The organism is Hoeflea sp. 108 (genome assembly GCF_000372965.1).
In the GTDB taxonomy this organism is placed as follows: Bacteria; Pseudomonadota; Alphaproteobacteria; order Rhizobiales; family Rhizobiaceae; genus Aminobacter.
This window is the reverse complement of the sequence record NZ_KB890024.1, coordinates 2,091,302-2,103,872: the sequence shown is the minus strand read 5'-3', so window position 1 is coordinate 2,103,872 and position 12,571 is coordinate 2,091,302. Positions and strand designations below refer to the sequence as shown.

The 12,571-nt window shown below is 60.6% G+C and carries 9 protein-coding genes; all 9 read left to right on the top strand.

Translation table 11 applies throughout. From position 1 onward, the window contains the following. Window positions 1–157: 157 nt before the first annotated feature. On the top strand, window positions 158–898 hold the full coding sequence (locus B015_RS0110240; RefSeq protein WP_026227119.1) for a competence/damage-inducible protein A: 741 nt from the start codon (window positions 158–160) through the stop codon (window positions 896–898). A gap of 118 nt (window positions 899–1,016) precedes the next feature. Further along, on the top strand, window positions 1,017–1,856 hold the full coding sequence (locus B015_RS0110235) for a universal stress protein (RefSeq protein ID WP_018427597.1): 840 nt from the start codon (window positions 1,017–1,019) through the stop codon (window positions 1,854–1,856). A gap of 84 nt (window positions 1,857–1,940) precedes the next feature. Then, a complete protein-coding gene (locus B015_RS0110230; RefSeq protein ID WP_018427596.1) occupies window positions 1,941–2,315 on the top strand; it encodes a hypothetical protein in 375 nt (124 codons plus the stop codon). 94 nt (window positions 2,316–2,409) lie between these two features. Continuing rightward, window positions 2,410–2,907 carry a xanthine phosphoribosyltransferase gene (gene gpt, locus B015_RS0110225; protein ID WP_018427595.1) on the top strand — a complete coding sequence of 166 codons (498 nt, stop codon included), beginning with the start codon at window positions 2,410–2,412 and terminating at the stop codon, window positions 2,905–2,907. A gap of 253 nt (window positions 2,908–3,160) precedes the next feature. Beyond that, entirely contained in the window at window positions 3,161–3,652 is a 492-nt protein-coding gene (locus tag B015_RS0110220) for an NUDIX hydrolase (protein ID WP_026227118.1), read from the top strand. Window positions 3,653–4,293: 641 nt separating this feature from the next. Beyond that, window positions 4,294–8,103 (top strand): vitamin B12-dependent ribonucleotide reductase, encoded by a 3,810-nt coding sequence (locus B015_RS0110215; RefSeq protein WP_018427593.1) that lies wholly within the window; start codon window positions 4,294–4,296, stop codon window positions 8,101–8,103. A 534-nt stretch (window positions 8,104–8,637) separates the two neighbouring features. Beyond that, window positions 8,638–11,031, top strand: a complete 2,394-nt coding sequence (locus B015_RS0110210; protein WP_018427592.1) for a phosphoketolase family protein — start codon at window positions 8,638–8,640, stop codon at window positions 11,029–11,031. A gap of 15 nt (window positions 11,032–11,046) precedes the next feature. Beyond that, a complete protein-coding gene (locus B015_RS0110205) occupies window positions 11,047–12,204 on the top strand; it encodes an acetate/propionate family kinase (RefSeq protein ID WP_018427591.1) in 1,158 nt (385 codons plus the stop codon). Window positions 12,205–12,344: 140 nt separating this feature from the next. Beyond that, window positions 12,345–12,554 carry a hypothetical protein gene (locus B015_RS0110200; protein WP_018427590.1) on the top strand — a complete coding sequence of 70 codons (210 nt, stop codon included), beginning with the start codon at window positions 12,345–12,347 and terminating at the stop codon, window positions 12,552–12,554. Window positions 12,555–12,571 lie beyond the last annotated feature (17 nt).

Here is a 12,571-nt window from a genome sequence, read left to right as displayed (position 1 = left end):
CGTTGCGCCGTCTTGGGTCGGCGGCTGCCCCAAGATGTAACGCAACGGCCGTTCAATGAAAGATCGCCATTCGTGACGCATCGTTCACTGAATGCAGACCATTGCCCGCTTGCGCGCGCAGCGGTATCTGACTTCAGCCGACAATGGAGCACCCGAGATGGCTGATATCGTCACCGCAGCAATGGTCGTCATCGGCGACGAGATCCTGTCGGGCCGGACCAAGGACAAGAATATCGGCCACCTTGCCGACGTGATGACGGCCATCGGCATCGACCTGAAGGAAGTGCGTATCGTTCCTGACGAAGAGGACGAGATCGCCGCCGCGGTCAATGCGGTGCGCGCGCGCAACACCTATGTCTTTACCACCGGCGGAATCGGCCCGACGCATGACGACATCACCGCCGATTCCATCTCCAAGGCCTTCGGCGTGCCCTGCGAATACGAGCCGCGCGCCTATGCCATGCTCGAAGCCAACTACGCCTCGCGCGGCATGGAATTCTCGGAGGCGCGCAAGCGCATGGCGCGCATGCCGCGCGGCGCAGACCTCATCGACAACCCGGTGTCGGTAGCGCCCGGCTTCCGCATCGGCAACGTTCATGTCATGGCAGGCGTGCCGTCGATCTTCCAGGCGATGCTCGACAATGTCGTGCCGACGCTCAAGACCGGCACCAAGCTGCTCTCGACCACTGTGCCCTGCCCCTATGGCGAAGGCACCATCGGCGGTCCGCTCGCCGAAATCCAGAAGGCCCATCCCGACACCATCATCGGCTCCTACCCGAAATATCTCGACGGCAAGTTCTGGACGGAACTCGTTGTGCGCTCGCGCTCCAAGGACGCGATGGACGCCGCGCGGGAAGCCATCGAGGCGATGCTCGCCGACCTGGCCAAGGCTGCCTGAACGCTTTCATCCCGGAGACTTGATACCAAGGACTTGATCCAGGTCACATTGGAACAAGTACGGCCATGATAGTGTTTCTTTGCTGAGCGCTCTTTGAGCTCACGCAAAGGAGGGTTCCATGCCGTTCAAGACCATTGTCGCCATCATCCAGAGCGAGCGCGATGTCGCGCGCGTGCTCGATGTGGCCATTCCCTTTGCCGAGCGTCACGAAAGCCACCTGATCGGCGTTCACGCCGAGGCGCTGGCCATGCCCTACACGACCGCTGTGGGCTTCCCCGACACCGAATTCATCCAGGCCAATTCCGAGCTCTGCAAGGAGCGGGCCGAAAAGATTCAGAAGGCCTTCCTGAACCGCATCGAAACCTCAGGCGTGTCGTTCGAATGGCGCAGCTTCGAGAGCTTCTCCGGCGACAGCGCTCTTTCAGGCGTCGACAGCGCCCGCTGCGCCGATCTGGTCATCGTTTCGCAGGCTGCCCCCGACGCCAAGGATTCGCTCGCAGCCGACATTGACTCCCTGATCTACGAGGCGGGCCGGCCGGTTCTGGTCGTGCCGCACTCGGCGCCGCTGATCTCGACTTTCCGCCACATCCTGATCGCCTGGAACGGCAGCCGCGAGGCGGCACGCGCCGCCTTCGATGCCCTTCCTTTCATCATCGAGGCCGAACAGACCGAGATCCTGGTCGTCGACCCGGTCGAAACGGCCTCTCAGAGTTCGGACGCCGCCGGCGCCGAGATCGCCGCAGCCTTTGCCCGCCACGGCGCCAAGGTATCGGTCAGCGTTCAGGATTCACGTGGGCACACAGTCGATGCGGTGATCCACCAGAAAATCGTGGAGACCGGCGCCGACCTTTTGGTGATGGGCGCCTACAGCCATTCGTGGCTGCGCGAATTCCTGTTTGGCGGCGTCACCCGCAGCGTGCTGCAGGCAGGCGACGTTGCGATCCTGCTGTCGCGGTAGTGCAAGTTGGTTGATTGGAGGATATCCGGAGTCCTTGCATCTGCACTTGAATTGGGTAGACACAAGTGAGTTCTGAGGTTCTCGATGAAAGCTCAATTTCTGCTGTCGGTAGCAGTTCTTGCTGTCACTGCTTGTGAAAGCGCAGGAGGCAGCGAAGCGAATCTGACTGTTAAGCAGCTCGCAGAAGCAACAGTTTTGTCGCTACTGTGTGGCGGTATCAAGTTGAACGACGTCGTGCTCGACCCCGCCCTGAATGACGCCGGCATGTCACGCGACGACTTCAAATTGGGTGGAAAGCATCGCAGTGAACTGCAAGTCGAAATGAATGCCGCTGACAGGGCACTGATTGGCTACGTGCCCTGGGTCAGTCTCGTTCACAGTGCGGTCGGCTGTGACCTCGGCCTCCGCAGATATGGCCCAGATGGACAGGTGTTCCGAGGATTGCTGAAGGAGAAGTGAAGCTGCCCTTGCCAAGGACGGGGCTTTCCGGCTAATTCCGCCTGCATTCCCTTATTTCCGCGCCAGATGGCGCGCCGAGCCGGAGTGCGCGTCGATGTCCCTTCCCGAAAAAGCCTTTCCAGTCTCGTGGGATCAGTTCCACCGCGACGCCCGCGCGCTCGCCTGGCGGCTCTCCGGCGTTAATGGCGAGTGGAAGGCGATCGTCTGCATCACCCGCGGCGGCCTGGTGCCGGCAGCCATCATTTCGCGCGAACTCGGCATCCGCGTCATCGAGAGCGTGTGCGTGGCCTCCTATCACGACTACACCGCGCAGGGTCAGTTGCATGTGCTGAAGGAGATCACGCCCTCCCTGCTCGAGGGCGAAGGCGAAGGCATCCTGATCGTCGACGACCTGACCGACACAGGCAAGACTGCAGCCATCGTGCGCGCCATGATGCCCAAAGCGCATTTCGCCACCGTCTACGCCAAGCCCAAGGGCCGGCCGCTGGTCGACACCTTCGTCACCGAGGTGTCGCAGGACACCTGGATCTACTTCCCATGGGACATGGGCTTCACCTACCAGAAGCCGATCGCCGACGACCACAAGGGCTGAGCGCCCTGCCCGGCAGAAACCAATCCTGAGATTGCATCGACGCTCGGCCATTAGAGCGTCGCGCGTCCTGTTCGGACGCGCATAGGACGCTCTTAAAACCTAGGTTTCGCATCGTGCTTTCCGAAAATCGGTTCGATTTTCGGGCCGATGCGCGCCGGGCGTCTGCTTATCAATCTATTTACTTTTGTTACGGAGGATTAACCGTACAATTCGTGACACGGCAACTGAGTCTTTTGACCGGGTGGGACTGCCGATGCTTATGAAGCCTGCGTATCACAACCACCTTTTCGAGCGGATTCGCCGCCTGTTCGGCGCGCCGCCTTGCCGAATACAGGTTGCCGCCCTGCCCTGGCACCGAACATCGTCAGGCATAGAGGTGATGCTGATCACCAGCCGCGACACCGGGCGCTGGGTCCTGCCCAAGGGTTGGCCCGAAACATCCGAGCGCCTGTGTGAAACCGCCGCCCGCGAGGCGAGCGAAGAGGCCGGCCTGAGCGGTTCGGTCGACACTCAGGAAGCCGGCCGCTATTTCTACGTCAAGGAACTTGCCGGCGGCGAGCAGGTCGCCTGCGAGGTGCTGGTTTATCCGCTGGAAGTACGCAAGGTCGCCGAAAAATGGAAAGAGCGACGCCAGCGCACGCGCAAGTGGGTCACACCATCAGAGGCGTCGCGCATGGTCAACGAGCCGGACCTCTGTCGCCTCATCGCCACCTTCGGTGCCACCCACGGCAAGGTCGCGGCCTGACTGCCCGCAGAAGCGGGTGCCGAGTTCGGCGATCCGGGTCATGTTCGCTGTCTGCCAGTGTCGCGCCGGCGTCGTGGTGGTGTGTCATTCTCCCCGTTATCCACACTTGTCCCACACAAGATATTGGGGTCACAAAATCTGCATAAACGACTTCTTGACGTTCACCCCCGAGTCGCTTTTTATGACTCATGCGCGCTTGTTGAGCGTGTGACCGGAAAGTTCTGAGGCCGGTCCTTTTTCCCAGCTTCGTGAGTTATCGCTCGCATTTCCACCCGCTCAGGCGGGTCGCGGAAGCGTGCGTTTTTACGGGTGCCAAGGGGTTGGCGGGTAAAAATTGGGGACTGGCGGAAATCTTCTGTTAACACTATATTTAGTGTTTGCAGGCAGCGTTGGCGCTAGATAGTGTGAGTTGTCCCTCCATGAGGGAATCGCAACCAAGTTTCAGTTCGACGGGCCCGGGACGGGTCGCAGGCTTGAGCGGAAAGTCCTTCCCAAGGAGATTTTCCAGTCCGGCAGCGGCCATCTCGGGAAAAGGCATCCGGCTGCGCGGGCAGTCGGATAAAGCGGGCTCGCGTCTTTCGCACAAGCAACGGGAATTTCCCTGCGAAAAACGCTATATATAGACAAAAGGAAATCGACCGATGCGCATCGAGCGGCGTTTCACCAAGGATGGACAATCGGCCTATGCGGAGATCGAGTTCCGCAAGGCGATCTCCGAGATCAAGAATCCGGATGGATCGATCGTCTTCCGGCTCGCCGACATCGATGTGCCCGTCCAGTTCAGCCAGGTCGCGGCCGACATCCTCGCCCAGAAGTATTTCCGCAAGGCAGGCGTTCCCGCGCGTCTGACGAAGGTCGAGGAGAACGACGTTCCCTCCTTCCTGTGGCGGTCGGTTGCCGACGAGGCCGAGCTTGCCAAGCTGCCCGAAAACGAGCGCTACGGCTCCGAGACCGACGCCCGTCAGGTCTTCGACCGTCTCGCCGGCACCTGGACCTATTGGGGCTGGAAGGGCGGCTACTTCAAGAGCGAGGCCGATGCGCTGGCCTTCCGCGACGAACTCGCCTACATGCTCGCCACCCAGCGCGTGGCCCCGAACTCGCCGCAGTGGTTCAACACCGGCCTGCACTGGGCCTATGGCATCGACGGCCCTGGCCAGGGCCACTTCTATGTCGACCCCTTCACCGGCAAGCTGACCAAGTCGAAGTCGTCCTACGAACACCCGCAGCCGCATGCCTGCTTCATCCAGTCGGTCGCCGACGACCTCGTCAACGAGGGCGGCATCATGGACCTGTGGGTGCGCGAGGCGCGCCTGTTCAAATACGGCTCGGGCACCGGCTCGAACTTCTCGCATCTGCGTGGCGAAGGTGAAAAGCTTTCGGGCGGCGGCCGTTCGTCGGGCCTGATGAGCTTCCTCAAGATCGGCGACCGCGCCGCCGGCGCCATCAAGTCGGGCGGTACCACGCGCCGTGCGGCCAAGATGGTGGTGGTCGACGCCGATCACCCCGATATCGAGGCCTATATCGACTGGAAGGTGAAGGAAGAGCAGAAGGTCGCGGCTCTCGTCACCGGCTCCAAGATCGTGCGCCAGCACCTGACCAAGATCATGGCGGCCTGCGTCAACTGCGAAGGCCAGGATGACGACTGCTTCGATCCGGCCGTCAACACCGCGCTCAAGCGCGAGATCAAGGCCGCCAAGAAGAACTCGGTGCCGGAGAACTACATCTACCGCGTCATCCAGTTCGCCAAGCAGGGCTACACCTCGATCGAGTTCAACACCTACGACACCGATTGGGATTCGGAGGCCTACCTCACGGTTTCGGGCCAGAATTCCAACAATTCGGTCTCGCTCAAGGACAACTTCCTGCGCGCCGTCGAGAATGACGCCGACTGGCACCTGACCGCCCGCAAGGACGGCAAGGTCCTGAAGACGCTCAAGGCCCGCGACCTGTGGGAGAAGATCGGCTACGCCGCCTGGGCTTCGGCCGATCCGGGCCTGCACTTCAACACCACGATGAACGACTGGCACACCTGCGCCTCCGCAGGCGCCATCCGTGCGTCGAACCCGTGCTCGGAATACATGTTCCTCGACGACACGGCCTGCAACCTCGCCTCGATCAACCTGCTGCCCTACCGTATGCAGAATGGCGAGATCGACATCGCAGCCTATGAGCACACCGCCCGTCTGTGGACCGTGGTGCTCGAAATCTCGGTCATGATGGCGCAGTTCCCGTCCAAGGAAATCGCCAAGCTCTCCTACGAGTACCGCACGCTCGGCCTCGGCTATGCCAATATCGGCGGCCTGCTGATGACCTCGGGCATTCCCTATGACTCAGAAGAGGGCCGCGCCATCTGCGGCGCACTCACCGCGATCATGACCGGCGTCGCCTATGCCACCTCGGCCGAAATGGCCTCCGAGCTCGGCGCCTTCCCTGATTACGAGCGCAACGCCCAGAACATGCTGCGCGTCATGCGCAACCATCGCCGCGCCGCCTATGGCGAGGCGGCCGGCTACGAGCAGCTGTCGGTCAACCCGGTGCCGCTGGTTGCTTCCGACCTCAAGCAACAGGCTCTGGTGACGCATGCCCGCGCTGCCTGGGACCGCGCCATCGAGCTTGGCGAAAAGCATGGCTACCGCAATGCGCAGGCGACCGTGATCGCGCCCACCGGCACGATCGGCCTCGTCATGGATTGCGACACGACCGGCATCGAACCCGATTTCGCGCTGGTCAAGTTCAAGAAGCTCGCCGGCGGCGGCTACTTCAAGATCATCAACCGCGCCGTTCCCGAAGCGTTGCGCACGCTCGGCTACACCGAGAGCCAGATCGCCGAGATCGAGGCCTACGCGGTCGGCCACGGCAATCTCAACCAGGCCTCGGGCATCAACCCTTCGACGTTGAAGGCCAAGGGCTTCACCGACGAGAAGATCGAGACGCTGAACGCAGCGCTCAAGAGCGCCTTCGACATCAAGTTCGTGTTCAACAAGTGGACGCTGGGCGAAGATTTCTGCAGGGACGTTCTGGGCTTCACCGACGCACAGCTCGACGATTTCTCGTTCGAGATGCTGCCGGCCCTTGGCTTCTCCAAGAAAGACATCGAAGCCGCCAACATCCACGTCTGCGGTGCCATGACCCTCGAGGGAGCACCATTCCTGAAAGAAGAGCACCTCCCGGTGTTCGACTGCGCCAACCCGTGCGGCAAGATCGGCAAGCGTTATCTCTCGGTCGACAGCCATATCCTGATGATGGCCGCCGCCCAGCCCTTCATCTCGGGCGCCATTTCCAAGACCATCAACATGCCCAACGAGGCGACGGTCGAGGACTGCAAGAGCGCCTACATGCTCTCGTGGAAGCTGGCGCTGAAGGCCAACGCGCTGTACCGCGACGGCTCCAAGCTGTCGCAGCCGCTGAACGCCTCATTGATCGCTGACGATGCCGACGACGAGGACGATGCGGTCGAGGCACTGGTTGCCGCGCCCGCCGCAGCCAAAGCTGTGCAGGTCACCGAAAAGATCGTCGAACGCGTCATCGAGCGGCTCTACCGCGAACGGGAAAAGCTGCCGAACCGCCGCAAGGGCTACACCCAGAAGGCTGTCGTCGGCGGTCACAAGGTCTATCTCCGCACCGGCGAATTCGACGACGGCCGCTTGGGCGAGATCTTCATCGACATGCACAAGGAAGGTGCCGCCTTCCGTGCGATGATGAACAACTTCGCCATCTCGATCTCGCTCGGCCTGCAGTACGGCGTTCCGCTCGACGAATATGTCGAGGCCTTCACCTTCACCAAGTTCGAGCCGGCCGGCATGGTCATCGGCAACGATGCCATCAAGAACGCCACCTCGATCCTCGACTATGTCTTCCGCGAACTCGCCGTTTCCTATCTCGGCCGCCACGACCTCGCCCATGTCGACCAGTCGGACTTCGACAAGACGGCACTCGGCAAGGGCATCACCGAAGGCAAGGCCCTGCCCTTCTCCAGGGGCCTGACCCGCGGCGCCCCGCTCAAGGTCGTCTCCGGCGTCATCGGCAACGACCCCAAGGGTTCGGCCACGCCTGCCTCCGCCCCTATCAAGGCCGCGCCAACCGCGTTCTCGGGCTCGAACGTGCGTGCCATCTCGACCGGTGCAACGGTGACGGCGCTGAAGTCGGTATCGTCGGAGCTGCGCGAGGAAGCCACCGCCTACAAGCGCGACTACGAGGAGCGTGCCAAGGAGCTGGCCGAAGAAATCACGATCGACGAGACGACAGAGGAAACGGTCACGACCTCACTGTTTTCCGATGCCGCAGCCAACGAGGCGGCCGAGGCCAAGAAAGTGGCAGCCGATCGCCGCGCCAAGTCGATGCTGCAGGGCTACACCGGCAACTCCTGCTCGGAGTGCCAGAACTTCACCATGGTCCGCAACGGCACCTGCGAGAAGTGCGACACCTGCGGCGCCACGAGCGGGTGCAGCTGAGAGGCTAGGCTGTTGTGGGCGGACACCCAAAGTTGTGTGCCTGAAAGCCAATGTGTCCCTGGAGCGGCGAAACGGCCGCTCCTCAACGAGAAGTAGGAGAAGCTGCGAAGAGCGTGCCGTTTGAGGAAGGACGAAGAGTTGCCTCTCGGTCCGACCTGACCTTGTCCTGACGCGTCACCGTATCTTGCTCAGCGTCAAGATAGATGGCTCATCCGACACTCAAAGTCGGCTCACCTAGATAGGTGACGAAAAAGCCTGGACATCTGCATGTCCGGGCTTTTCCTGTTTGCTTCTGTCACCTCACCAAACATGTCGTCGTTGCTCAACGTGTCGCCGTTGTTGGTCATTTGAGGCCGTTTTGGCGGCACACAGCTAAGCCATCCAGGCGTAACCAATAGCATGCGGTCACGCAGTCACCCCTCGAACAACCGGAAGAGCGCACTCCAACTCGACATACAATTGACATGGCTCAAGGCATGCTGAGTCACATTGACTACGCTCCGAAGACATTTCCACCTTGGAAAGGAACGCGGAATGCAGAGAGCCAACAAGTCACTCGCCGAAATTGACGACGCATTCGTTGGTTCCGAAGAACTCCATCTGCTTCATCGTTATTGGCAGGCGGCGAACTATCTGTCGGTTGGGCAGATTTATCTTCTGGACAACCCTCTTCTGAAGGAACCGCTGAAGCCCGAGCACATCAAGCCACGCCTGCTTGGCCACTGGGGCACCACACCCGGACTCAACTTCATCTACGCACATCTGAACCGCCTCATCAGGAACCGCGACCTCGACATGATCTATGTCTGCGGGCCAGGCCATGGCGGACCCGGAATGGTGGCCAATACATATCTTGAGGGCACTTATTCTGAGATTTACCCCGAGATCGGCCGCGACACCGACGGCATACGCGCGCTTTTCCGACAGTTTTCGTTCCCCGGCGGCATCCCCAGCCACGCTGCGCCTGAAACTCCCGGCTCCATCCACGAAGGCGGAGAGCTGGGCTATGCACTGGTTCATGCGTATGGGGCTGCCTTCGACAATCCCGATCTAGTCGTAGCCTGCGTGATAGGCGACGGCGAAGCTGAGACTGGCACGCTTGCAGCCTCATGGCACTCGAACAAGTTCTTGAGCCCCGTCCATGACGGCGCCGTCCTGCCGATCCTGCACCTCAACGGCTACAAGATCGCCAACCCGACGGTGCTTGCCCGCATCGACAAGTCCGAGTTGCATGGCCTTCTGACGGGTTACGGACACGAGCCCATCTTTGTCGAGGGTGAGGACCCTGTCGAAATGCATGGCAAGATGGCCATGGCGCTCGACACAGCATTTAACCGCATCGAGGCGATCCAGACGGCAGCAAGGCGGGAAGGTCGCGCCGAACGCCCCCGCTGGCCGATGATCGTATTGCGCAGTCCCAAGGGGTGGACTGGTCCCAAAGAGATAGACGGCAAGAAGACAGAAGGGTTCTGGCGGTCTCATCAGGTCCCGATCACTGATCCACGCCAGAACGAGGAACATCTTCGTATCCTGGAAGAATGGATGCGTAGCTATGACCCCGGCAGTCTGTTCGACGATCACGGAAGGCTTCGCAAAAAGCTTGAGGCATTGGCTCCGAAGGGGATCCGAAGGATGGGAGCCAACCCGCACGCCAACGGCGGTGGCCTTAAGCGCGACCTTGTCATGCCCGACTTCAGGTCATTTGCGGTCGATGTGCCATCACCCGGATCCGTCAACGGGGAAGCGACGCGGACAATGGGGCGGATGCTCAGGGAAATCGTCGAGCTGAACGCCGAGGCTCGGAACTTCCGCATCATGGGGCCCGACGAGACCGCTTCCAATCGGCTTGATCCAGTGTTCGCATCCACCGACCGGGTGTGGATGGCCGATATCAAGCCTTATGACGAGCACCTTGCACGCGATGGGCGTGTCATGGAGGTTTTGAGCGAGAATCTCTGCCAGGGCTGGCTGGAAGGCTATCTACTGACAGGGCGGCATGGGCTGTTCTCCTGCTACGAAGCCTTCATCCACATCGTTGACTCGATGTTCAACCAGCATGCCAAATGGCTAAAGGTTTCGCGAGAATTGGCTTGGCGACAACCGATCGCTTCGCTCAACTATCTTCTGACCTCGCACGTCTGGCGGCAGGATCACAACGGCTTCAGCCATCAGGATCCGGGCTTCGTTGACCTCGTGGCCAACAAGAAGGCGGACATAGTCCGCGTCTATTTGCCCCCCGATGCCAACACCCTGCTTTGGGTGACTGACCATTGCCTGCGCACTTTTGACCGGATCAATGTGATCGTGGCTGGAAAGCAGCCGCAGCAACAATGGCTAAACATGGCCGACGCGATCGCCCACTGCCAAGCTGGAGCAGGTATCTGGCATTGGGCCGGCTCCGAAGATGACAGCGGCCCCGATGTTGTGATGGCCTGCGCCGGCGATGTGCCCACGCTAGAGACACTTGCCGCAGTGGGCCTGCTGCGGGAAGCCCTACCAGACCTGAAGATTCGTGTCGTCAACGTCGTGGATCTCATGACGTTGCAGTCGATTAGTCAGCATCCCCACGGCCTGACAGATGCGGCTTTTGACGCATTGTTCACTGCGGACCGACCGGTAGTATTCGCCTATCACGGCTACCCTTATCTGATCCACCGGTTGACCTATCGCCGCAACAACCACGAGAACATTCACGTTCGAGGCTTCCAGGAAGAAGGTACCACCACTACACCTTTCGACATGACCGTGCTCAACAAGATGGATCGCTATCATCTTGCCATCGAAGCGATCGACCGCGTGCGCAACCTCGGGCCTAAGGCTGCAGAAGCGCGGGCCTATTTCGAGAATTGTCTCTCAGTACACTGGCATTACGTCCGAGATCATGGAGAAGACATGCCTGAGGTGCGCAACTGGTCATGGCGGGGCTGAGAAAGGAAGAACCACATGGCTCTCCTGGCACTGAACGCAGGATCTTCCAGCTTGAAATTCGGGCTGTTCACGCAGTCGCCCGCTGGCCCGGAGCAGTTGTTACGCGGCGTGTTCGATGGCATCGGCGGATCTCCCCGTTTTTCGGCAAAGCACTCGTCGGGCCAAATCCTCGCCGACGGCCGACCTGTTGCCACGAGCTCAACGGTGTTGTTGCTGGAGGAACTTGTCGAGTTTCTCCATCCGCACTTGGACGGCAGGGCACTGGAACTGGTCGGCCACCGCATAGTCCATGGCGGAAGCCGCTTTGTGACACCAATTCGCCTGTCGGCAGACGTGATCGACGCACTTGACGAGCTCACCCCCATCGCTCCGCTGCACCAGCCCGCGAGCCTCGCCCCCGTCAGGGCGTTGGCTGAGCTACAACCCGGCCTCGCACAGATTGGGTGTTTCGACACGGCTTTTCATTGCTCCATGCGGCCGCCCGCCACCCGCTACGCCCTTCCACGCCAGTTTGAATCAGATGGCGTGCGGCGCTATGGCTTCCACGGACTGTCGTATGAGCATATCTCCCACCACCTGGGTGAGATCTCACCTGAGCTCAGGTCGCGAAAGACGATAGTTGCCCATCTTGGCAGCGGCTGCAGTCTTTGCGCCATGATCGACGGGAAGAGCCAGGACACGACGATGGGCTTCACCGCACTGGATGGGGTGATGATGGCCACACGCTCCGGTTCGATTGATCCCGGCATCCTACTCTATCTACAAAAGGAGAAGGGGCTGGCGGTCACCGAGGTCGAGGACCTGCTATATCGTCGATCGGGCCTACTTGGCGTATCGGGCATTTCAGGTGACATGCGCGCCCTGCATTCCAGCAACGATCCGCGGGCGACCGAGGCCATCGACTTGTTCGTGTTCAGTATATCTCGGGCCATTGCGGGTCTCGCCAGTTCGATCGAAGGCATCGAGCTTCTAGTCTTCACTGGAGGGGTCGGCGAGCACGCAACTGAAATACGCCAGGCGATTTGCCGGCGACTCCAGTGGTTGGGGGTCAAACTCGATCCATCGCGCGACGGCGAGGTGATCAGCCATCCCAACAGCAAGGTGGAGGTTCGCGTGATAGCCACGAACGAGGAACTGTCCATTGCCAGACAGATGTCCAAGTTTCAGTACTGACAAGTCGGCACCCGGCGCAACCCTGCGGATCATTTGGTTTCCCACGCTGTTGACCCAAGTCAAGGCGTTGCCGTTGATGAATTCCTAAATTTGAAGTTAACCGCTGCTGCGGCTCCGAGACATTCGGACGGGGACAGCCAATGAAGTATCGCGAAGTGCAGGAACGCCTGCGTGCCGTGGGCGTAGCAATCAGCAAGCGAGGCAGTGTAATCCGGGTCAATTATTTCGGTGGCTTCGAAGGAAGCGCGCGATACACAACTGACCTGCAAGAGGCGCTGGCCCTCGGACTTGCGATGGCCAGGCCGGAGCATCTGCCCAAGATTTGGCTGTCAGTTCGACCAACCAATTAGTCCCACAGCCGAGCGTT

Excerpts from the sequence above, each read along its gene's own strand:
- B015_RS0110220 (WP_026227118.1), top strand. The coding sequence starts at position 3,161 with ATGCTTATGAAGCCTGCGTATCACAACCACCTTTTCGAGCGGATTCGC.
- B015_RS0110240 (WP_026227119.1), top strand. The coding sequence starts at position 158 with ATGGCTGATATCGTCACCGCAGCAATGGTCGTCATCGGCGACGAGATC.
- gpt (WP_018427595.1), top strand. The coding sequence starts at position 2,410 with ATGTCCCTTCCCGAAAAAGCCTTTCCAGTCTCGTGGGATCAGTTCCAC.
- B015_RS0110210 (WP_018427592.1), top strand. The coding sequence starts at position 8,638 with ATGCAGAGAGCCAACAAGTCACTCGCCGAAATTGACGACGCATTCGTT.
- B015_RS0110200 (WP_018427590.1), top strand. The coding sequence starts at position 12,345 with ATGAAGTATCGCGAAGTGCAGGAACGCCTGCGTGCCGTGGGCGTAGCA.
- B015_RS0110230 (WP_018427596.1), top strand. The coding sequence starts at position 1,941 with ATGAAAGCTCAATTTCTGCTGTCGGTAGCAGTTCTTGCTGTCACTGCT.
- B015_RS0110205 (WP_018427591.1), top strand. The coding sequence starts at position 11,047 with ATGGCTCTCCTGGCACTGAACGCAGGATCTTCCAGCTTGAAATTCGGG.
- B015_RS0110215 (WP_018427593.1), top strand. The coding sequence starts at position 4,294 with ATGCGCATCGAGCGGCGTTTCACCAAGGATGGACAATCGGCCTATGCG.
- B015_RS0110235 (WP_018427597.1), top strand. The coding sequence starts at position 1,017 with ATGCCGTTCAAGACCATTGTCGCCATCATCCAGAGCGAGCGCGATGTC.